The organism is Acinetobacter sp. A1-4-2 (genome assembly GCF_040233925.1).
GTDB lineage: Bacteria > Pseudomonadota > Gammaproteobacteria > Pseudomonadales > Moraxellaceae > Acinetobacter.
The window spans coordinates 1,437,806-1,457,723 of record NZ_CP157981.1 but is presented as its reverse complement, the minus strand read 5'-3'; the positions used below and the strand labels follow the sequence as shown (position 1 = coordinate 1,457,723).

Sequence of the window (19,918 nt, the reverse complement as noted above, 5' to 3'; positions counted from 1 at the left end):
ATCAAGCTTAGTTTTTACAGTGTTTTACTCCGTATAAAAAAGCCCATCGAATGGGCTATTTATAATTCAAAAATTAACCCAACTTGTTGACCAGTTTCAGTGGCAATACTTTCATGGCCAAGCCTAAAGGTAACCAGGGCCACTGTGGCACATAAGCTTTAACTGGTGCTTTTTCAATGGCCTTGACCAGTAAATGCGAACCGGTTTTTTCATCCACTTCAAAAGGCAGTTTTTTCGCACCTTCATTCAGTTCTGTACGGATATAACCTGGGAAAATGGTAGTGACTTTAATCGGGGTATCAATCAGCTCAGCACGGATGCCTTCAGCCAAATGCGCAACTCCTGCCTTACTGGCTCCATACGCGGTTAAATGTTTCGGCATGCCACGCATCGCGCTCATAGATGAAATCATCACCAGATGCCCTGCATTTTGGGCACGGAAAATTTCCACTGCGGCTTCACATTGTGCCAAAGCTGAAATGAAGTTGGTTTCGACAGTGGCTTTGTTAATTTCAAAATTACCTTTACCAATCCGGCGACCTTCACCCACACCGGCATTGACAATAATACGGTCGATGGTGCCAAATTCCTCTTTAAATGCACGGAACACTTCAAAGACTTGGTCGTAATGAGTCACATCTAAGGTTTTGGCTATGACTTTTACGCCGTATTTGGTTTCCAACTCTTGTTTTAAAGTTTCCAAACGCTCCAAACGACGGGCGCAGATGGCAAGGTTATAGCCTTTTTGTGCAAATTCACGTGCCATACCTGCACCAATCCCTGAACTTGCCCCGGTAATTAAAATTGTTTTTGCCATGTTGTCTTCCTTTGCTATTTTTTTAATCAAATCCAGGTCAGTAAGCCAGGATCTTCGGCCTTAATAAAATGGTGTTCATTTAAGCTCAGTAATTGTGGTTCATTTCCCACCAGACGTAGTGTGGTCATGCTGGTATTGGCGATTGCCCAGTTTAAGGCAAAAGTCCGGTTAGCATTCAGCTCTAACAGTTTTCCTGCAGCTACCGAAATCACCCCGCCAGAGGTAAACACTACGGCATACCGCGGTTTGATTTTAGCCAGTTCATCACATAAGTTTTGCAATGCTGTTTCAACCCGGTTTTTAAAATGCGGCCAAGATTCATCATATTCATGATGATAGTCACCACCCGTCCAGCGCTCAATCGCCCCTTCAAAAATTTTAGCCAGGTAAGCCCGAGGATTATCTTCCTTGGCGACATCCTGCTTTAACAGATGCGGTTCATTAAAACGTGGTTCGTATCTGGCAAAAACCTGCTGGTGATTAAATTCATTCCATGCACTATCGGTCTGAATCTCAGCCTCAGGAAAACATTGTGCCAAAGTCAAGTTGGCTGTCTGTTGATGACGTTGCATCGAACCTGACACCACATAAGGTGCTTCTTTTAGAATCTGGTCGAAATATTGCCCTAATAATTTCGCCTGTAATTCACCGTTGGGAGAAAGCTGGTCATAACTTTCAGCCCCGAAAGAGGCTTGCCCGTGACGAATCAGATAAATTGTGGTCATGTCAGCATCAATTCCTTAAATTTCGCAATATATTTTTGAGCCAGTTCATTGGCCTCAAGTTTTTGTAGACCAATCAATTTAAGCGCACGGATATGCAAGGCATGAATCACTACCCAGAAATCCTTAAAGGCTGGATTATTGGTCTGTTTATGGTAGTAGCGGTAATAGATTTGCTGCGCAATCACGGCCAAACGAAAAATACCGAACACTTCATAAAAGGTCCAGTTATCTGTTTGCAAGCCAGTTTTTTGCAAATAATAATCCACCACTTCCTGACGCGTGAACATACCTTTTAAATTGGTGGGCTGACGACGCGTGGCTTTAAAAATTTGATTGTCACTTTCTTCAACCCAATACGCGAGGGCTGAACCCAAATCCATTAAAGGGTCGCCGAGGGTTGCCATTTCCCAGTCTAGAACGCCAATCACTTGTGTCGGATGCTTCGGATCTAAAATTACATTATCAAAACGCCAGTCATTATGAATGACACAGGTTTTTGAATCGGCAGGGATATTGTCTTTTAGCCAGTTTCGGACATATTTAAAAGACGGTACATTTAGGGTTTTGGCTTTTTCATAGCGGGCATCCCAGCCTTCTACCTGACGACGACAATAGCCTTCGCCCTTGCCGAGCTTTTCCAGTTCTGTCCCTGCATAAGGCACCTGATGCAACTCAATCAATTTATCAATGACATTGATGCACAGTTCACGGACCTGAGCTTCATTAAAGTTGAGCTCTTTGGGTAAATTGGCACGTGGAATAATGCCTTCCACACGTTGCATGACATAGAAATCACAGCCAATCACCGATTCATCCTGACAGAGCGCCACCATTTCAGGCAGTACAGGATAGAATGGTGCCAGATTTTTTTGCACATTGTATTCACGTGCCATGTCGTGTGCAGATTTGGCTTTGGTTCCTTTAGGGGGACGGCGTAAAATCAAGTCCGTATTGTCGTATTTCAAACGGTAAGTCCAGTTGGATGCTCCACCTGAATATTGTGTAACTTCGGCTTGACCCTGTAAATCAGTTCCTTGTGCTTTGAGCCAATTCTCAACAGCAATGACATCCAGTTCTTCGCCTTGACGAACCTTCCCACCCACATCAATCACTGACATTGTTATTTCCCTAAATCATCAATGTTATAACACTTCATCGCTTACTTATTTATACCCGTTTAATTTCTCATAAACAGCAAAATTTTCAGGCAAGTGATAAGCAGCTTCAACTATTTATGTAATTAATCTTTTTTCCGACCTGAACTGTAACCGCGTTTTGCCAGTTCAAGTTTAGCAATCATGCCTTTATGCACTTCATCCGGGCCATCGGCCAAACGCAAGCTTCGAGCCTGAGCAAAGAATCCTGTTAGAGGTGTATCACGAGAAACACCAGCACCACCGTGTATCTGTATGGCCATATCTACCACTTTTTCCAGTACGCTTGGTGCAACCACTTTAATTGCTGAGATTTCAGTCAGTGCTGCCATATTACCTAAAGTATCCATCTTGTAAGCAGCATAAAGTGTAAGTAATCGTGCCTGGTCAATGGCCACACGGGCTTCTGCAACACGTTCCAGATTGCCACCCAGCTTTAAAATTTCTTTGCCAAAAGCAGTACGACTCATACCACGATCAATCATCAACTCTAAAGATTTTTCTGCTGCACCGATACAACGCATACAATGATGAATACGACCTGGCCCTAAACGGCCTTGCGCAATTTCAAAACCCTGACCTGCACCACCAATAAAATTGGCTACTGGCACACGTACATTATTAAAGCTGATTTCGCCGTGACCATGTGGTGCATCATAGTCCCCAAACACTGGCAGCATGCGTTCAATTGTTACGCCCGCAGTATCTACAGGAACCAAAACCATGGAATGTTGATGATGACGGTCTTTGCTTTCATCAGGCGTATGCGCCATAAAAATGATGATTTTTGCATTGGGATCGCCCAAACCTGACGACCACCATTTACGGCCATTCAGAACTATTTCCTCTCCCTCGACCACCGCCGTAGCCTGCATATTGGTGGCATCAGAAGATGCCACAGTAGGTTCAGTCATACAAAATACTGAACGAATTTTGCCTTCCAATAATGGTGTGAGCCATTGCTGTTTTTGTTCTTCAGAACCATAACGCCACAAGACTTCCATGTTGCCGCTGTCTGGTGCATTACAGTTAAAGACCGTCGGTGCAAGCAAGCTACGACCGGAAAGTTCGGCAATGTGTGCATATTCCTGAACTGATAAGCCTTGCCCCAATTCTGGACATGGCAAAAACATATTCCAAAGACCCGCTGCCTTAGCCTTATTTTTTAATATTTCAAGTTGAGTGGGCCATTGCCATGTTGTCCAGTCTCCCCCTTGATTGAGCTCATGGACATCATTCCAAAACTCGGTTTCAACCGGTTCAATTTCTTCTTTAATGAACTTTTTGGTTCTTTCAATATAGTCCTGTGCACGTGCTGATAATTCAAACATGGCGACTTTCCTTCAAATATTATGTTTTATACGCTTTACAACAACATAACCCGAAAACTATTATGAATAAAATGATTTAATTCAATATCACACTATGAATAGTATTCATAATAAAGTCGCGATTGACCTGAGTGTTTTTCATCGTATAGACATTAACTTATATCCCTTATTTATTGCAGTTTATGAACAAAAAAGCATATCCAAAGCCGCGCAGATTTTATGTATCAGTCAATCGGCCGCCAGTCATGCCTTACAGCGTTTAAGACAGCATTTGCAGGATGATTTATTTTCACGTGCTGGCAGTAAAATGTTGCCCACACCGTTTGCCGAGCAGATTTATCCTGCAATTAAAAATGCGCTGTTTACCATTCAAAATATTTCAATGCAAAAGCAGCGTTTTGAACCAAGCATGGTCCAAAGTTTGAAAATTGCGGTCCATGATGAAATTGAACCGATGATTTTTCCTAAACTGGTTCAGCATTTTCAGGGCTTAAATCTAGAGATTCAATTTTTCAGTAGCAAATTAGACCGTAAAACGCTTGTCACAGACCTCGTCACCCAGCAAATAGACTTTGTCATTGATCTGGAACAAAACTTCGGTGAGAAAATTCAATTTCAGAAACTGGTACAAGATCAATTTGTGGTATGTACGCAGCAACCTGAAATGACGGAACAGTTCTATCTCGCTGCCCCACATATTGGGGTTTCATCACGCCGAACTGGAGTTTTGGTTGAAGATATATATTTAAACCGCAAACAACTGTCGCGACAGATTTTTTTACGTTGCCAACATTATTCAACCGCTTTACAGATTTTGCTACAAAACCCTCAATCCGTTTTAACTATTCCTCAAAATTTGCTTAGTCATTTACAAGTTTCTACTACATTAAATATTTTTGCAGTGCCTGTGGACTTGCCGCTAATTACTTTGGGGATGTATTGGCATAAAGATTTGGAAGGAAATTCGCGTCATCAATTTTTGCGCAGCGAAATAACCAAAATTTTTACTTAGGCTATTTTAATGGATCTATTATTCTGCTTAGGCTATTTATAAGTACAATCAACAGCTTTCATCTCAGAAAGGAAGCGTTTTATGACTCATTTTTTGCATAGTAAAAGATAAATGCTTAGGCTATTTTGAGTATTTATTATGGATCTGAATGATTTTTTATGCAGATATCACCTTTTACTGAATAAATAACCGAAATGCTGAACTGGCAAGGCTTTTAATGCTATTTGACTATTTCTCAAGCCATTATTTTTGAGGATTTCCATTAATATAGCAGCTCATTTTTTATCTTTTTATTGTTGAATCTGGACTGGTATTTTCAAGTCAAATTCCACAAATTTTATCTATGTTGGCAAATCTCTCCCCTGTTTGGCTCATTATCTTGGGCATGCTGCTTTGTGCAGTGCTGTTTTTTATCTTCCGCAAAATTCACGCTTTCCTTACCGATGTATTTAAACCGTTTAAAAAAGGAAAAAAATACTGGTGCAAAGTCATTGCGGTGAGTGATGGCGATACCATTACCTGTACGCGCTATAACTTGCGTCGCTCAGAAACCAAACTACGTTTTGCCTATATTGATGCTCCCGAATCAACACAAACCTATGGCAAGGAATCTCAGCGTCTGGTTAAAAAAATGGTGTATTACAAACTGGTTCGTGTCGAGATTACCGATGTCGATCGCTATGGGCGCTGCGTTGGCGTCATTTACCGTTTTAGACGAAATATCAATCAGGAACTGGTCAAACGCGGCGCGGCATGGGTGTATGAGGAATATATTAAAAACCCGACGCAAAAACAGAAATGGTTAGCTCTACAACTTCAGGCCAAGAAGCAGAAAAAAGGCTTATGGAAAAATTCGCATCCGGTACGCCCTAGTGTTTATCGTAAGCGAAATAAATAGAATTTCAGAACAGATAAATCATTATCTTCAAATATAGATTCGAGTTTGATCTCATGGATTACTCTGGCGGGTTAAATAATAAAGTGGCTTGTTTAAAACAAACCACTTTAAAATTTATTATCAACAATTAAAGATAATAAGCCAGTTGAACAAGCAGTCGGAATGCTCCAGCAATCAATGCTAACGCAAAAAATCCACCTAGCCACAACACAATAAACCACTGCATCTGTGAAAGTTTCATATTTACTCCTTAATGATAGCCTTCATCACCAATGCGCACTTTGTCGCGGAACACCCAGTAAGACAAACCGGTATAAATAATTTTGAAATGCAACTTATTACTGAGAATTGAAGTGTCTTAATATGATTCTGTCATTTTCAGAATAAATCATTCTTGCTCCCTGACTAATACTTGAACAATCAACTCAACAGGCGTAAAGTTATCTCAATTTAGTTACCCTAGCTAACTATTATGCCAAATCGACTTAACTTTCGTGCTTCTTTACTGCGCTGTGCGCGTTTAATGAGTGATGAAATCAATACTATTTTGCTTCCACATCAGCTGAATTATTCATTGTGGCAGGTGCTGTATGTCATACAGCTTAAGCAAGGCTGTACCTCTATTGACATTGCTGAATACTTGAATGTTTCCAAACCTTCGATTGCAAAACGGATTCATGCACTGATGCAACTTGAAGTTTTGGATCAGGTCGATACAGAAGATAAACGACAAAAAAAACTGATTCTAAGCATTAAAGGTCAACAACTTTTTGCCGCGTGCTCTGAAAAACTGGACCTGTTTGAACAACGGCTGCTATTGCCCTTAGATCAGGCTGCTCAAAATAGTACCTTAAACACGCTACATAAACTTATGGATCATCTGCAAGAAATGAAAGGTGGTCAATCATGAGTGAACATACGCCCTTATGGACAAGAAATTTTATTCTTGTTAGCTCGATTAACTTTCAGCTGGTTCTGACCTTTTATCTGCTGGTGGTGGTTATTGTCGGCTACGCAGTTGCTGAGCTTGGTGCAACTACGGCACAAGCTGGTTTGGTCTCGGGTCTGTTTATCGTCGGTACGCTGATTGGTCGTTTATTTGTTGGTAAGTTTCTAGAATGTTTTGGTCACAGAACCACCATGATTGTGGGTTTAATTGGATTTTTGATTTTTTCCGGATTCTATTTTATTCCCATGAATGTCGCTGCCTTGCTGGGTGTGCGTTTCATGCATGGTTTTATGATGGGTATGGCATCGACTGTATTGGGCACCATCATCGCGCAAATTTTACCGCCGACCCGTCGCGGTGAAGGGATTGGTTACTACAGCATGAGCAGTACATTGGGTACTGCGATTGGCCCGTTTCTGGCCATCTGGATGATGCTGCACGTCGGCTATACTGCGATTTTCGCCTTATCTAGCATGGTCGCTATGAGCTGTTTAATCGTGGCTTTGCTAATTGAAGTACCTAATTTGCCACAACACCCCAAAACCATTGAAACTCAAGTCAATGTGAAAAAACCGAGTTTCATTTCCCAGTTTATTGAAATAAAAGCCTTACCAATCTCTATCATCATGTTATTGGCATCTATCTGTTATTCCGGAGTTTTATCCTTTATTAACTTCTATGCCAAAGAAATTGATCTGGTTGAAACAGCTTCTTTCTTCTTCTTAATGTATGCGATTGCGATTTTATTTTCACGTCCATTTACTGGCCCACTGATGGATCGTAAAGGTGAAAATATCATTATGTATCCTGCATTTATCATTATGGCACTGGCCTTGTATCTGCTTAGTCAGGCACATAGTCCAATGACCTTGTTGATTTGTGCAGGCTTGCTCGGTCTGGGCTATGGCAACATTCAGTCAGTTTGTCAGACTGTTGCTGTGAAAAGTACCTCGCTGGACCGTATGGGCTTTGCTACCTCGACATTCTTCATTTTCCTCGATGCAGGTCTTGGTTTTGGTCCCTACTTTATTGGTATGGCACTGGATTATATCAATTACGCGCAGCTGTATATGTATAGCGCGATTGCAGCTTTGATCTGTATTGGTTTCTACTATGTGCTACATGAACATAAAATGAGAAATAAAACCGTTTAATCATTTTCCGATACCGCCGGGAAAAATTAAAACCATTGGCTAAAATATATGAAATCCCCTTTTATAAAGGGGATTTCGAAAAATTATGAATTACTTAAATACCTTAAAACGCGTTGCATCATCTATATAAGCTTTATCTTTGGCTTCACCTTCTACTGAACCAAAGACCAGCTGGGCACGCAGTTTCCAGGAGGCTGGAATATCCCATTCAGCATGTACCTGTTCATCCACGATCGGGTTATAGTGCTGAAGTGAAGCGCCTAAACCTTCAGTATGTAAGGCTGTCCAGGTTGCGAACTGGGCAATCGCTGTTGAGTGCTCTGCCCAGATCGGGAAATTCTCTGCGTAAGACGGGAACTGCTCTTGCAGACCTTTAATCACATCCATGTCTTCAAAGAATAAAACGGTACCCACACCTGCGGCAAAACTGTCCATTTTGGCACTGGTTTTTGCTGCACTTTCTTCATCTTTGGCATAAGACTTGAGTTTTTCTTTGACAAAATTCCAAAATTTTTCGTGCTCGGCATTAAACAAAATCACGGCACGTGAAGACTGCGAATTAAAAGAGGATGGACTCTGTTTGATCGCATGTTTAATCAAATCAGTTAAATACTCTGGGCTTTGCTCTACATTTTTACCGACTGCATAAATGGTACGGCGTTTCTTAATTAAATCTAAAAACTGATTTGACATTCAATGAAATCCTGTGATATTTCTTCGCGAAAATTTGAAACAATCTACCCTCACTGTTAATAAAATGTGAAATATCTACTTTTATAACAATATTTAGGTAAATGTATTGCTGTCTTACCATATGCAATAATAATTCCAATTTCTAGTACATTTTATTGATAATTAAATCTTTAATTTTTTATATAGAAGCGGATAGCTCGTTTAAGTCTGTCTTTTTACATATAAAACACTCATAAAAAATCCCCCAATATTTGGAGGATTATGATCGCTTTTTAGACTACTCTAAAATTTAGCATTTAACACATTTTGCGGAACTTTGTGTTTCCACAGATCACGCAGTGTGGGCAAATAGAATTTTTCACCAATTTCAACCAGTTCTGCATCAATCAGTGCATGAATTTCGTGCATAAACAGATAATCGAGTTCTACAGTTTTCAATTGATGGTTGTTTTTCGCAAACTCTTTACGCTTTTGCTGTGCAGTTTTGACTAGCTGATCGGCATAGTTTTTATTTTTAAATTGAGAAATCGCATTTAAACGTAATTCAATCACGCCCCAGCCGCTGAGTAATAATTTGAACAATTCGAAATCTTCAGTGGTCGATTCCCAGGTCATTTCATCCAGATTTTCATCGCCAGGCAGAACCGGAAGCAATAATTCCATCACACTCGGAAAAATCTTTTTAAAATTCAAAATAAATTTAACAGGATGCTCACCCGGATAATCCTTAAATTGCACCTTTTTCTGAACATCTGTTAAATAAACGTCAAGCATAATCAATCATCAGCAGTTAATTTCTAGGACTATTGTACGCATATATGCCCCAGATAAAAACCACTGATGATCAATTGATAGCTGTTCCAACCTTTAGATGGCTATTTCACATTAGGTGAAACCATATTTTCCGGAATTACCACGGCATCAAACTGTTCGGCAGTGACCAGGTTCAATTCGACCGCGACCTGTTTTAAGGTTTTGCCTTCCTTGTATGCTGTTTTTGCCACTTTAGCAGCATTTTCATAACCAATCACCGGATTTAAAGCAGTGACTAACATCAGTGAATTATGCAGGAAATGATCAATTTTTTCGCGGTTGGGCTCAATGCCAACGGCACAATGATCATTAAAGCTGTTACATGCATCGCCCAACAGTTGAATCGATTGCAACAGGTTAAATGCAATGACCGGCATAAACACATTCAGCTCGAAGTTGCCCGAAGCTCCGGCGACATTAATAGTCGTATCATTCCCCAGCACCTGTGCCACCACCATGGTCATGGCTTCACTTTGGGTTGGATTGACCTTGCCGGGCATAATGCTTGAACCTGGCTCATTTTCAGGAATACGGATTTCACCAAAACCGCAGCGCGGACCACTGGCCAACCAGCGAATATCATTGGCAACTTTATTTAAACTCACTGCCAACGTCTTTAAAGCCCCAGAGGCAAATACCGCAGCATCACGCGCAGCTAAAGCTTCAAATTTATTCGAAGCCGTTACAAATGGCAAACCGGTTAAATTAGCTAACTGTGCTGCAGCTTTTACTGCATACTCCGGATGTGCATTTAAACCTGTTCCAACTGCTGTGCCCCCCAAAGGCAACTCATATAAACCCAGTAAAGCATAATGCAGACGTTTTAAGGCATGATCCAGTTGTGACACGTAGCCACTAAACTCTTGCCCGAGCGTTAAGGGCGTTGCATCCTGTAAATGGGTACGTCCAATTTTGACAATGTCGGAAAATGCCTGAGATTTAGCCTCTAGAGTATCGCGTAAACGTTGTACGGCAGGAATCAGCAATTCATTGATTTGCAGGCTTGCAGCCACATGGATGGCTGTCGGAAAAGAATCATTGGTCGATTGTGCACGATTGACATGGTCATTGGGATGGACCGGCTTTTGAGAACCCAAAGGATTACCCAGTCTCTGGTTGGCAATATTAGCAATGACTTCATTACAGTTCATATTGCTTTGCGTACCTGAACCAGTTTGCCACACCACCAATGGAAACTGGCTATCCCACTTTCCAGAAATCACCTCTTCTGCAGCATTGACAATATAATGTGACAATTCATGAGGAATTTGACCTAACTCGGCATTGGTCATGGCGGCCGCTTTTTTGACCAAGCCCATTGCCCGAATCATCGGTCGGGGTAAACGTTCTTGACCAATCTTAAAGTTTTGCAAACTACGCTGTGTCTGCGCACCCCACATTGCTTCACTTGGAACTTCTACCTCGCCCATGGTGTCATGTTCAATACGTGTTTGCATTCTCCACCTCATATCCATGTCGTTTTATGATTTAAACCAATTCAATAGTTTTGACATATTTACTGATCTTAATCAAACATGTTTTAATTTTAAATGATTATTATTTGCATATATTTTCTAATTGCATGCTGCTTTAATTTCCCTTCAGGGTTTGTTGATAAAAACGCCAGGCATCTTCAATAATTTGGGTAATGCTGCGTTTAGGTTGCCATTTTAAAATTTCATGGGCTTTACCTGAGGTCGCTCCCACCTGATCCAGTTCTGCATAAGTATAAAACGGTGCATCCATGGTTTTGATTTCAGTCTGGGTGACTTTCGAAACTTCACTGAGCAAGGCACGGATAGACATATTTTGCCCTGCAATATTAAAGGCATCACAGGTATAAGGCTGAGTCCTTAACCATTGTAGAGTCGCTAAAATGGCATCACAGCAATCCAATACATGCAAAAAGCTGCGCTCAACGGTACGGTCCAGGGTTTGGGCTTGCTGTCGCAGTTCAATATAATCACGTTTTTTCGCTGCAACCTGTAAAGCCAGTGGAATAATATTTTTCGGCAATGGCGCCACAAATTCTCCAAGAACGCCATGTTCAAAAGCTCCGGCAATATTGCACAATCTTAAAATGGCAATTTTCCATTCATTGTCGGTCAGTGCCGTATCACGGATAATTTCTTCCGTCATCTGCTGCGATTTGATATAGGGATTGGGGTAGGAATAATTAAATGGCGTATCTTCGCTCAAAATTAAGCTGGACTGACCATAGACCGCCAGACTGGATAAGTGAATTAAGGTTCGAATGCCTGTACGCTGCATAGATCGCAGCAAACTCATAATACAACTGACATTATCGTTATAATATTCCAGCGGTTTAAGCGCAGATTCTTCTATCGATTTAAAACCGGCAGTGTGAATGACGGCTTCTACAGAATATTGTTCAAAAACTTTGTTTAAGGCTGGTGTATTACGGATGTCAATTTTGACAAAAGGCACATACATGCCGGAAATGTACTCAAGTCGTTCTAAGGTTTGTAAAGTTGCATTGGATAAATTATCAACAATGATGACTTCTTGTCCATGAGCCATCAGGCTTAACGCAATATGTGAGCCTATAAAGCCTAAACCACCAGTCACTAAAATCATTGTATAGATACTCCTTATAATAATCAGTACCTTGCAATTCATTGGTGTAATTTTGGTGTTTACAGCAACTTATCCACAGATATTAAAAGCAAAAAACCGACTCAAAATTCTCTTGAGTCGGCTAAATCTGCAAGAGCACTATAACACCATCTTAAAGATTTGGAATATTGAATGTGTTGGAGTTATGGCTATGAACTGTATATTGTTTATGAAAAAAATAAAAAACTTATTCAATGAATGATAAAACTCATCAAGAGGAATAAAAATGAAACCATGGGAATACTTTTACATAGAACACACGATAAGACATGATCCTAGCCAAACAACTAGACACACATAGCCATCTTTGTTGTTTTTTATTGTGAAGTATATGCACCATCAACTACATACTGACTGCCAGTCACAAATGAAGCATCATCAGAGAGCAGAAAGGCAACGACCTGAGCAACTTCTTCCGGATTGCCTGCTCGACCAATCGGATGTAATTTCACCATCTCTACCTCATCAATTTCAGCACTTAAAGGCGTTTTAATATAACCTGGATGTACTGAATTAATGCGAATACCTTGATCCGCATATTCCAATGCCGCTGCTTTTGTTAATCCGGTAATAGCATGCTTTGCAGCCACATAGCCGGGAATATTTTTAAACCCGATTAAGCCTGCAATTGAAGAGGTATTAACAATCGCTCCACCTCCTGCAGCCAATATTGCAGGAATCTCATAATGCATACTATAAAATACCCCATTTAGATTAACATCAAGTACACGATGCCACCCATCAATGCTCAATTCTGCAGTTGGGTTAAGCTCCCCCAGAATTCCCGCATTATTGAATGCTAAATGCAGTGCACCATATATGCTAACAGCAAATTCAACCACTGCTTTCATATCTTCAGGCTCAGCTATATTGGCTTTATTTGCTACAGCCTTCCCACCTAAAGACACGATCTCATTAGCAACTTGATGAACAGTTTCCAGGTTAATATCTGAAACCACCACACTTGCGCCCTGTTGAGCCAAAAGCATAGCGGTACTTTTGCCAATACCAGAACCCGCTCCAGTAACTAAGGCCACTTTATTATTGAATTTATTTGACATAATTTTTTCCATTTCTAATTTTAAGCATAAGTCGCAAGACTTTGTAATGTTCAGCATCTCAATTCTTTGTTGAGACTGGGTCTATAATACTATTCTGCATGAGTTCAACATATTTTTAGTATATTGATCTAACTAAAGTCATACAGTACATTCTCTATATTGAACTAAAAATGAGTTTGTTTAACGCCAGCATACTTTTTGAAACACCACCAAAAATTCTATACGCCTAGTTGTTAAACAAGCTTAAATAAAATAGTAATATATTAAGCATACCTTAATGATCAAATACTACGGATAGTATTCGATCGCACAGACCCACTTCGGTGGGTTTCTTATTTCTGAAATAAACTTTCGCTATTTTATAGGCAAGGTCGGATTCGAAGGTAAGACCTGTAATAACTAAGTAGCACTAATTCCCAAAACCCATCCCTGTGATGGGTTTCTTTTGCCTATTCTTGCTTATAATTTATTTACCAATAAAAATAATCACTTGAGAATTATATCAGAGCTTCTTCCAAGTCATGATGCTAGTTACATTGGCACTTTTAGCTTTACCATTGACTTTCATTTGGTCTCCAGCAGCATTTAAACTGGCATCAATATCATATACACGTCCATCCTGCGTATTAATCCAAATACCCTTGTTAAATTGTTTATTGCTAGTATCAGCAACCAGACCTTTAAGAGCTTCCATTCCAAAAATTGGCTGATTCTTCAGTTCACCTTGGCATTTGCTACATACTTCAGAACTTGCAACACCAGGTAAAGATCGATTTTTAGTAATGACAGCACTGTACTGTTGTGTTTTAGAATTCTTGCGAATCACGATGTCTGAAACATAATAACCAGTACGATCATCAATAACTTTCCAAGTGCCAATTAACGGATCGAATGGCATAGCGGCTAATGGATTGATTAGCCCAAAAAATAATGCAGTAGCAGCAAAAAATTTACGGTTCATAAAAAGTATTTACAATTCAAAGAAATAAATAAGCACGGCTGTGCTCAAAATTGGCGAGAGTATAACAATTATTTTTCTATTAAGACATTAATTTCATTAGATTTAAATATATATCTGCTAGCTATTCCCAAAATTAATCAAAGATTAAAATCAAGATATCATCATTTTTACAACGTTCACTTACCTTACTATCAAGCCAAAATCAAAGAAAACCATGACATGTAATAATGAAGTAACGCTACCCAACCTATCCCAGTGATGGGTCTTCTTTTGAAAAGGCCAGCATTGGTGTAGATCTGGTTCAGATTACTTTTTATTTTACCAATAATGTGAAAAAAGGAAGGAAATATAGGGAATTTCATGCAGATAAAAAACAGGTTTTATGACTTTTAATTTTCACAAACCCAAATAAAACATTGTTTTTAAATAATTATTTTTGAAATAATTTTAACATTAAGTTCTGAATTCTTTAGATACCACCTAAAATCATTGTATACTACCCTTTTCTTATGAAGTTTGGATGCATCAATATTGGATTGGGCATTCTTCAAGTGAATTTCGATGAGTACCTTATTACTAATTACCTCCGCTCCAACCTCGATCTATGCCTGGCATGCCCTAGGTCTGGCTCAGGCCTTGCACGCAAAAAACCAGCCATTTCGCGTGTTCTTCTATCAGGACGGTGTCGCTGTAGCGAATGCCCTGCAATGGGTTCCGGATGATCAGCGTAACCTGACTGAAGAATGGCAAAAACTGGTAATTCGCTTACCAGTATGTGTGAGTGCTGCTTTGGCGCGTGGTATTAGCGATGAAGAAAATGCCAAACGACATCAAATTAGCCAACACAATCTTGCACAAGGCTTTGAACTGGTTGGTCTGGGTGAACTTGCCGATGCAGTGCAATCAACACAACGTCTAATTCAATTCTAAGACGATATTTTTTGGTCTTTGTTGCTTTTAAAAGGTAAATTGTGTGAAATCTGTACTCGTTATTCTGACCCAAGCCAATCTGGCCAATCTGCAGGTACATGAAAGTCTGTCTGCCACGATGGTACTGGCAACTTTTGGCTGTGAAGTGAAAGTTTTACTACAAGACGCGGCCTTAAGTTTACTCAATGCCGAACTGCCATTTGATCAGCTTAAACATGCCTTTAAAGTGGCATCCAATATGGTCGATAGCTTTGAGTTTTATGACCTTAGCCCGATTTTGATTGAAAACAAACATCAACATTCACACTTTGTAGCCAATGCTCAACAGGATATTGAATTTGTTGAGTTAAATCCTGATTTCATTCAAAGTTTTGATTTTGTACTGTACTGGTAAAGTTGAAGAGTAAACTGATTATGTCGAATAAAAGCTTATATTTGGTGCAAAGTACTTTTTCAGCAACCCCGAATGTTTTGAGCAAATTGCAACAGGTTTATAGCCCTAAAGATACGGTTGTGATGATGGGTGAATCGGTCCTGCAACTACAGCATTCATTTCTGCAATCATTGAACAAGGTGTATGTACTGGACACCGATGCGGAAATCCTGGCGGGACAAACAACCAAAAATTTACAGCTGATTTCTTATGCAGAATTTGCAGATATTTGCCTGAACCATAGCCGCTGTATTCGCTTGAACTAATTTGAGATTAATGATGAATTTAGAACTCGATCAAGATGGTCACTTAGTCGATTACACTATTTGGAATGAAGCGGTTGCTCAAGAGTTGGCAAACTCTCTGGAGCTGCAACTTACAGCGTGGCATTTTGAAGTTTTGCATGCAGTACGCCAGTTCTATCAACAGTTTGGACATTCACCGGCCACCCGTCCACTGATCAAATTCCTGATGAAAACCGTCAGTGCCGATATCAATAATGCCGTCTTGCAAGAGCAATTTAAGACCGGTCTGGTGGCACGTCATTTAAGCCGTCTGGCCGGTATTCCTAAACCGCCGAATTGTCTATAAATCCTGAAGGAAAAGATTTAGGATGATATTTTGTGCTGTTCCCGATAGGCATAATCATGTTGCGTCAATTCAGCTTTAACCTGCCTGGCATGCAGCGTTTCATGACACTCAGAACATACCCGTCACGGGATCATTTTATGACCACAGCTTTTATGCATATTTTACAATCTACTGCCAACCAATTTTTTTAAAAGTGAATTTTATCCCGATTTTCCTCAATAATTTTTAACCATGCCCGTGTTGCCGGATTCATGGCAACGGTGGTATTCCAGGCCATGCTCAGCGTCCAGTTTAGATGAGGGCTTTCCAGCAGACTGATGTTAAATTTCTCCTGATCCAGCTGTTCACAATAAATTTTTGGCAACAAAGCAATCCCTACATCCGACTCGACCATTTTGGCAATAAAGTCCCATTGGCTACTTTTACAAACCACATGCGGTTCAAAACCGACGTAATTTGCTGCCTGAATAATCATATTGTTTAAAGTGAAGGAATCATCATAAAGTAAAAAAGACTCTTCTTTTAATTCAATCAATTTTACGGTTTGTCGATTCTTCCACTGGGTATCTTTTCGAGAAAGCAAACATAAAGGTGAATCCATAATAGGAATACCGCTCAGTACAGGTTTTAAATGTCCCAGTAAAATGCCAACATCGACTTTTTTCGCCAAAATGGCATCTTCAATCGCAGCTGCACCGACTTCCAGAAAACTTAATTCGATATGCGGATATTGCTTGTGAAACTTGGCAATTAAACTGCTAAGTAAAACTGAACCTAATGGCGGTAAACCCAGCGTTAATTTGCCCTGTTTGAGTTGCCGGATTTTAGCCACTGTTTCAAAAATACGTTGCTGTTGTTCCAGTATGACCAAAGCATGTTGATACACTTGTTCACCAGTATAGGTTAAGGCAACATCACGTTTACGACCGGCATCCCCCCTGTGAAATAAAGCCACACCAATTTCCTGTTCCAGGTGATGTATGGTCTTACTGATGGTGGGCTGGGTCACACACATCTCCTCTGCTGTTCGGGTAAAACTTTGCAATTGCACAATTTTAACGAATACGCTCAGACTCTTAATATCCACCTATCATTCCATTTATGCATAATCTTTTTTTTATTATTCATAATATGAACACATGGTCAAATTTAAAATACCTACAAGTTTTTATATTTTCTGATTATGTCTACTTCTTCACATTCTGCTCCATCAATTTATATTGCTCAGGTGATATTACAGCTCAGTCTGCTGATCTTCATCTGGTGGATTTCCTCACTGATACAACATGCGCTCAATTTACCGGTTTCTGCCGGAGTTATTGGCCTGTTACTGGTGTTAATGGCTTTACTGAGTGGCCTGTTTAAACTGCAATGGATTAAAACAGGTTCAGATTTTATTCTCGGTGAACTGGTCTTGTTATTTATTCCCTGTGTAGTCGGCATCATTAAATATAAAGACCTGCTTTTAACTCAGGGCTGGCAACTGATTTTATCAGTCGTGATCGGCACTTTCTGTGTGATGCTGGCTACAGCCTATAGCGTATATTTTGGCTTTAAACTGGAAGCCCGTTTAAAGCATAAATCACAATCCCGACACCTGTTAGAACAGGGAAAATAATATGAACCTGACTGCGCTTATATGTTTTCTCGGGACACTCATCTGTTATGTACTGGCTAAAAAACTGCATAAAAAATATCCCTACATGCTGTTGGCACCCGGTATTTTTGTGCCTCTTATTCTGGTGATATTGATGCTGGCGTTCAATATTTCCTATGATACCTATATGTTGGAAAATCAATGGCTGATCTGGATGTTGGGACCTGCGACCATTGCCTTTGCCATTCCGATTTATGAATATCGCAAAGTCATTACAGCACATGCCTTGTCGATTGGTTTAGGCATTGTGGTGGGCATGATTGCCGGTGTGATCAGCGCATTTTATCTGGCAAAATTATTTCATTTTGATCAGACTACGTCTTACAGTTTAATGGCCCGTTCCATTTCCACGCCCTTTGCCATGGAACTCACTTCCCATATAGGTGGTTCGGTTGAACTGGTGATTTTATTTACCATGATTACCGGGATTGCTGGCGTTGCGATGGGAGATATGCTCCTGCTTGCACTCAAGCTCAATTCACGCTTTGCTCAAGGCGCGTCTTTTGGTAATGCGGCACATGGTTTTGGTACCAGTAAAGCCTTTATGCGGCATCGTGAGGAAGGTGTGGTGGCCTGTCTGACCATGGTGCTTGCAGGCGTATTTATGGTGCTGTTGGGACCGGCAATTATTTCCATGGTTGTCACTTATTTATAAGTGACAATGCCCATGATACGGAAGTGATGCTGTTTAGGTGATCAGGCTGCTCACTTCCTCTTTTTAATCATGGAATGATTAAATAAAAACTCGCTACAATGAAGCTCAAAAGACTCACCGCCTCGCAAATTTCAATACTCGCGCCTACCGTATCACCGGTAATTCCTCCAATACGCTGGATAAATTTATGCTTTAAATAAATCAATGTACCTAGCATAGATAAAGCACACAGCATTCCAGCCCATCCCCAATAAAGCGATGTAAGTAAACTTAATACACATACCATAAGGGCGGCAGTTTTCGGAATAAATTCTGCAATTGAAGTGCCTAAACCTTTTTGGCGCACATAAGGGGTAGTTAAAAATAAAAATAACGGTGCCAGTCGTCCTAATAGCGGAAATAAAATCAGGGCTGAATAGAATTGCTGTTGCAATAATACATACAGTGCCGACCATTTCAGCAGGCACAGGATGATCAAACTGAGCACGCCAATTGGTCCACAGCTCGGGTCTTTCATAATAGCTAAGGTACGTTCAGGATCACCAAAACCACCAACCCAGGCATCAGCAGTATCTGCCAGTCCATCCAGATGCAAACCACCAGTCAGCCAGATCCACACAACTAAAATCACACTGCTTAATAAAATGACGGGGATCGCCTGTAAAAGATGGGCAAGTGCAAATAAAATCAGTCCAATCACCAGTCCAATCACAGGATAAAACAGCAAAGATTGAGCATTTTGCTGTTTGCTCGGCATCTGTTTTAATTGAACTGGAAATGTCGTTAAAAACTGCAGTGCAATAAAAAATGGCGTCATGCTGATTGCTCCACATATTCAATGCTTAAATCATCATGCAGAATAAAATGATTGAATTGCCCCAGTTCAGCAGACATTTTTAAAATATTGTCCAAGGGTTGATTGAATGCCAGACATTTTAACAGTTTAATCACCCCGCCATGCGTGACCACCATTGCATGTGCAAATTGATTTCGCTGCATGGAACCTTGAATTTGTTGCAGCGCATTTAAAATACGCTGCTGAAACTGCTGCATTGTTTCTGCATTGGGTGGGCTAAATCGGGTTGGAGTTTCCCAGAACTGCGCCAATGCCTCCGGCTGCTTTTCATAGATCTCTTGCGTAGAAACCCCTTCCCAATCGCCAAAATGCATTTCCTGCAAATTTCGATCTAGAATAAGTTCAAGCTTTAAATTGCTGGCAATTTCATCTGCAAATAAAGCACAGCGCTGCAAAGGCGAACTAAACACAGCATCCCAAGGTTGAATAGACGCATGATTTTTTAAGAATTGATCTACCGTTTGATGCATTTGCTGCCAGCCTGAATCTGTCAGGGCATCATCGGTCGAGCCACGCAAAGTATGGCTCAGCTCGGTCTCACCATGACGCAGCAGATCAATCCTGTACATCTTAAATCATCCTTAAATCTAG

24 protein-coding genes are annotated in these 19,918 nt (G+C 40.4%); 10 read left to right on the top strand and 14 right to left on the bottom strand.

The window, feature by feature from the left end:
* Window positions 1-73 precede the first annotated feature (73 nt).
* The 4 genes from ABJ384_RS07280 to ABJ384_RS07265 form a co-directional block, all read right to left on the bottom strand.
* Window positions 74-817: an SDR family oxidoreductase gene (locus ABJ384_RS07280; protein WP_349929644.1), complete on the bottom strand. Its 744-nt coding sequence runs from the start codon at window positions 815-817 to the stop codon at window positions 74-76.
* Window positions 818-843: 26 nt separating this feature from the next.
* Window positions 844-1,542: a histidine phosphatase family protein gene (locus ABJ384_RS07275; protein WP_200224758.1), complete on the bottom strand. Its 699-nt coding sequence runs from the start codon at window positions 1,540-1,542 to the stop codon at window positions 844-846.
* Complete coding sequence (locus tag ABJ384_RS07270) at window positions 1,539-2,660, bottom strand: phosphotransferase family protein (RefSeq protein WP_300045030.1); 1,122 nt, start codon at window positions 2,658-2,660, stop codon at window positions 1,539-1,541. Before ABJ384_RS07270 ends, ABJ384_RS07275 begins: the two co-directional genes overlap by 4 nt.
* A 122-nt stretch (window positions 2,661-2,782) precedes the next feature.
* Window positions 2,783-4,027, bottom strand: a complete 1,245-nt coding sequence (locus tag ABJ384_RS07265) for an acyl-CoA dehydrogenase family protein (RefSeq protein ID WP_349929643.1) — start codon at window positions 4,025-4,027, stop codon at window positions 2,783-2,785.
* 94 nt (window positions 4,028-4,121) lie between these two features.
* Between ABJ384_RS07265 and ABJ384_RS07260 the strand changes: the two genes are divergently transcribed.
* Together ABJ384_RS07260 and ABJ384_RS07255 are read left to right on the top strand one after the other, a co-directional pair.
* On the top strand, window positions 4,122-5,039 hold the full coding sequence (locus tag ABJ384_RS07260) for a LysR family transcriptional regulator (protein WP_349929642.1): 918 nt from the start codon (window positions 4,122-4,124) through the stop codon (window positions 5,037-5,039).
* A 343-nt stretch (window positions 5,040-5,382) separates the two neighbouring features.
* Entirely contained in the window at window positions 5,383-5,937 is a 555-nt protein-coding gene (locus ABJ384_RS07255; protein WP_180174512.1) for a thermonuclease family protein, read from the top strand.
* 127 nt (window positions 5,938-6,064) lie between these two features.
* Here ABJ384_RS07255 and ABJ384_RS07250 read toward each other — a convergent pair whose 3' ends face one another.
* The gene (locus ABJ384_RS07250) at window positions 6,065-6,178 is read right to left on the bottom strand and encodes a DUF2474 domain-containing protein (RefSeq protein WP_131272799.1); all 114 of its coding nucleotides are present in this window, start codon (window positions 6,176-6,178) and stop codon (window positions 6,065-6,067) included.
* Window positions 6,179-6,409: 231 nt separating this feature from the next.
* On the opposite strand from ABJ384_RS07250, the gene ABJ384_RS07245 reads away from it, so the two are divergent.
* Together ABJ384_RS07245 and ABJ384_RS07240 are read left to right on the top strand one after the other, a co-directional pair.
* Window positions 6,410-6,847 carry a MarR family transcriptional regulator gene (locus ABJ384_RS07245; protein WP_349929641.1) on the top strand — a complete coding sequence of 146 codons (438 nt, stop codon included), beginning with the start codon at window positions 6,410-6,412 and terminating at the stop codon, window positions 6,845-6,847.
* The gene (locus ABJ384_RS07240; RefSeq protein WP_349929640.1) at window positions 6,844-8,040 is read left to right on the top strand and encodes an MFS transporter; all 1,197 of its coding nucleotides are present in this window, start codon (window positions 6,844-6,846) and stop codon (window positions 8,038-8,040) included. The genes ABJ384_RS07245 and ABJ384_RS07240 overlap by 4 nt, the downstream gene beginning before the upstream one ends.
* Window positions 8,041-8,130: 90 nt before the next feature.
* On the opposite strand, the gene ABJ384_RS07235 is transcribed toward ABJ384_RS07240, so the two are convergent.
* The 6 genes from ABJ384_RS07235 to ABJ384_RS07210 form a co-directional block, all read right to left on the bottom strand.
* Complete coding sequence (locus ABJ384_RS07235; RefSeq protein ID WP_349929639.1) at window positions 8,131-8,733, bottom strand: nitroreductase family protein; 603 nt, start codon at window positions 8,731-8,733, stop codon at window positions 8,131-8,133.
* Window positions 8,734-9,015: 282 nt separating this feature from the next.
* Window positions 9,016-9,507 carry a hypothetical protein gene (locus ABJ384_RS07230; RefSeq protein ID WP_200224747.1) on the bottom strand — a complete coding sequence of 164 codons (492 nt, stop codon included), beginning with the start codon at window positions 9,505-9,507 and terminating at the stop codon, window positions 9,016-9,018.
* A 101-nt stretch (window positions 9,508-9,608) separates the two neighbouring features.
* Window positions 9,609-11,003, bottom strand: a complete 1,395-nt coding sequence (gene fumC, locus ABJ384_RS07225) for a class II fumarate hydratase (protein ID WP_349929638.1) — start codon at window positions 11,001-11,003, stop codon at window positions 9,609-9,611.
* Window positions 11,004-11,136: 133 nt separating this feature from the next.
* A complete protein-coding gene (locus ABJ384_RS07220; protein WP_180082189.1) occupies window positions 11,137-12,144 on the bottom strand; it encodes an SDR family NAD(P)-dependent oxidoreductase in 1,008 nt (335 codons plus the stop codon).
* A 356-nt stretch (window positions 12,145-12,500) separates the two neighbouring features.
* Complete coding sequence (locus ABJ384_RS07215) at window positions 12,501-13,244, bottom strand: glucose 1-dehydrogenase (protein WP_349929637.1); 744 nt, start codon at window positions 13,242-13,244, stop codon at window positions 12,501-12,503.
* A 502-nt stretch (window positions 13,245-13,746) separates the two neighbouring features.
* Window positions 13,747-14,205 carry a DUF2147 domain-containing protein gene (locus ABJ384_RS07210; protein WP_166171768.1) on the bottom strand — a complete coding sequence of 153 codons (459 nt, stop codon included), beginning with the start codon at window positions 14,203-14,205 and terminating at the stop codon, window positions 13,747-13,749.
* Between the two features lie 561 nt (window positions 14,206-14,766).
* Between ABJ384_RS07210 and tusD the strand changes: the two genes are divergently transcribed.
* From tusD to ABJ384_RS07190, 4 genes are read left to right on the top strand one after another with little or no spacing between them, the layout of a single operon-like run.
* Window positions 14,767-15,135, top strand: coding sequence for a sulfurtransferase complex subunit TusD (gene tusD / locus ABJ384_RS07205; protein ID WP_349929636.1), 369 nt, complete (start codon window positions 14,767-14,769; stop codon window positions 15,133-15,135).
* 43 nt (window positions 15,136-15,178) lie between these two features.
* Window positions 15,179-15,529, top strand: a complete 351-nt coding sequence (locus ABJ384_RS07200; RefSeq protein ID WP_086197063.1) for a hypothetical protein — start codon at window positions 15,179-15,181, stop codon at window positions 15,527-15,529.
* A gap of 20 nt (window positions 15,530-15,549) precedes the next feature.
* A complete protein-coding gene (locus tag ABJ384_RS07195) occupies window positions 15,550-15,834 on the top strand; it encodes a DsrH/TusB family sulfur metabolism protein (RefSeq protein ID WP_349929635.1) in 285 nt (94 codons plus the stop codon).
* Between the two features lie 13 nt (window positions 15,835-15,847).
* A complete protein-coding gene (locus ABJ384_RS07190) occupies window positions 15,848-16,159 on the top strand; it encodes a TusE/DsrC/DsvC family sulfur relay protein (protein WP_200224741.1) in 312 nt (103 codons plus the stop codon).
* A gap of 187 nt (window positions 16,160-16,346) precedes the next feature.
* On the opposite strand, the gene ABJ384_RS07185 is transcribed toward ABJ384_RS07190, so the two are convergent.
* A complete protein-coding gene (locus ABJ384_RS07185; RefSeq protein WP_166171779.1) occupies window positions 16,347-17,246 on the bottom strand; it encodes a LysR family transcriptional regulator in 900 nt (299 codons plus the stop codon).
* A gap of 96 nt (window positions 17,247-17,342) precedes the next feature.
* Here ABJ384_RS07185 and ABJ384_RS07180 point away from each other — a divergent pair, with 96 nt between their 5' ends.
* Window positions 17,343-17,777, top strand: coding sequence for a CidA/LrgA family protein (locus ABJ384_RS07180; protein WP_349929634.1), 435 nt, complete (start codon window positions 17,343-17,345; stop codon window positions 17,775-17,777).
* Between the two features lies 1 nt (window position 17,778).
* Entirely contained in the window at window positions 17,779-18,471 is a 693-nt protein-coding gene (locus ABJ384_RS07175; protein WP_349929633.1) for an LrgB family protein, read from the top strand.
* Between the two features lie 67 nt (window positions 18,472-18,538).
* Here the strand turns inward: ABJ384_RS07175 and ABJ384_RS07170 are convergent, their stop codons facing one another.
* Window positions 18,539-19,288, bottom strand: a complete 750-nt coding sequence (locus ABJ384_RS07170) for an adenosylcobinamide-GDP ribazoletransferase (protein WP_349929632.1) — start codon at window positions 19,286-19,288, stop codon at window positions 18,539-18,541.
* Window positions 19,285-19,896: an alpha-ribazole phosphatase family protein gene (gene cobC, locus ABJ384_RS07165; RefSeq protein WP_349929631.1), complete on the bottom strand. Its 612-nt coding sequence runs from the start codon at window positions 19,894-19,896 to the stop codon at window positions 19,285-19,287. Before cobC ends, ABJ384_RS07170 begins: the two co-directional genes overlap by 4 nt.
* Between the last annotated feature and the right edge of the window lie 22 nt (window positions 19,897-19,918).

Bases quoted from the DNA above. Each gene is read 5' to 3' on its own strand.
- ABJ384_RS07280 (WP_349929644.1), bottom strand. From the start codon at position 817: ATGGCAAAAACAATTTTAATTACCGGGGCAAGTTCAGGGATTGGTGCA.
- ABJ384_RS07275 (WP_200224758.1), bottom strand. From the start codon at position 1,542: ATGACCACAATTTATCTGATTCGTCACGGGCAAGCCTCTTTCGGGGCT.
- ABJ384_RS07270 (WP_300045030.1), bottom strand. From the start codon at position 2,660: ATGTCAGTGATTGATGTGGGTGGGAAGGTTCGTCAAGGCGAAGAACTG.
- ABJ384_RS07265 (WP_349929643.1), bottom strand. From the start codon at position 4,027: ATGTTTGAATTATCAGCACGTGCACAGGACTATATTGAAAGAACCAAA.
- ABJ384_RS07260 (WP_349929642.1), top strand. From the start codon at position 4,122: ATGAATAGTATTCATAATAAAGTCGCGATTGACCTGAGTGTTTTTCAT.
- ABJ384_RS07255 (WP_180174512.1), top strand. From the start codon at position 5,383: ATGTTGGCAAATCTCTCCCCTGTTTGGCTCATTATCTTGGGCATGCTG.
- ABJ384_RS07250 (WP_131272799.1), bottom strand. From the start codon at position 6,178: ATGAAACTTTCACAGATGCAGTGGTTTATTGTGTTGTGGCTAGGTGGA.
- ABJ384_RS07245 (WP_349929641.1), top strand. From the start codon at position 6,410: ATGCCAAATCGACTTAACTTTCGTGCTTCTTTACTGCGCTGTGCGCGT.
- ABJ384_RS07240 (WP_349929640.1), top strand. From the start codon at position 6,844: ATGAGTGAACATACGCCCTTATGGACAAGAAATTTTATTCTTGTTAGC.
- ABJ384_RS07235 (WP_349929639.1), bottom strand. From the start codon at position 8,733: ATGTCAAATCAGTTTTTAGATTTAATTAAGAAACGCCGTACCATTTAT.
- ABJ384_RS07230 (WP_200224747.1), bottom strand. From the start codon at position 9,507: ATGCTTGACGTTTATTTAACAGATGTTCAGAAAAAGGTGCAATTTAAG.
- fumC (WP_349929638.1), bottom strand. From the start codon at position 11,003: ATGCAAACACGTATTGAACATGACACCATGGGCGAGGTAGAAGTTCCA.
- ABJ384_RS07220 (WP_180082189.1), bottom strand. From the start codon at position 12,144: ATGATTTTAGTGACTGGTGGTTTAGGCTTTATAGGCTCACATATTGCG.
- ABJ384_RS07215 (WP_349929637.1), bottom strand. From the start codon at position 13,244: ATGTCAAATAAATTCAATAATAAAGTGGCCTTAGTTACTGGAGCGGGT.
- ABJ384_RS07210 (WP_166171768.1), bottom strand. From the start codon at position 14,205: ATGAACCGTAAATTTTTTGCTGCTACTGCATTATTTTTTGGGCTAATC.
- tusD (WP_349929636.1), top strand. From the start codon at position 14,767: ATGAGTACCTTATTACTAATTACCTCCGCTCCAACCTCGATCTATGCC.
- ABJ384_RS07195 (WP_349929635.1), top strand. From the start codon at position 15,550: ATGTCGAATAAAAGCTTATATTTGGTGCAAAGTACTTTTTCAGCAACC.
- ABJ384_RS07190 (WP_200224741.1), top strand. From the start codon at position 15,848: ATGAATTTAGAACTCGATCAAGATGGTCACTTAGTCGATTACACTATT.
- ABJ384_RS07180 (WP_349929634.1), top strand. From the start codon at position 17,343: ATGTCTACTTCTTCACATTCTGCTCCATCAATTTATATTGCTCAGGTG.
- ABJ384_RS07175 (WP_349929633.1), top strand. From the start codon at position 17,779: ATGAACCTGACTGCGCTTATATGTTTTCTCGGGACACTCATCTGTTAT.
- ABJ384_RS07170 (WP_349929632.1), bottom strand. From the start codon at position 19,288: ATGACGCCATTTTTTATTGCACTGCAGTTTTTAACGACATTTCCAGTT.
- cobC (WP_349929631.1), bottom strand. From the start codon at position 19,896: ATGTACAGGATTGATCTGCTGCGTCATGGTGAGACCGAGCTGAGCCAT.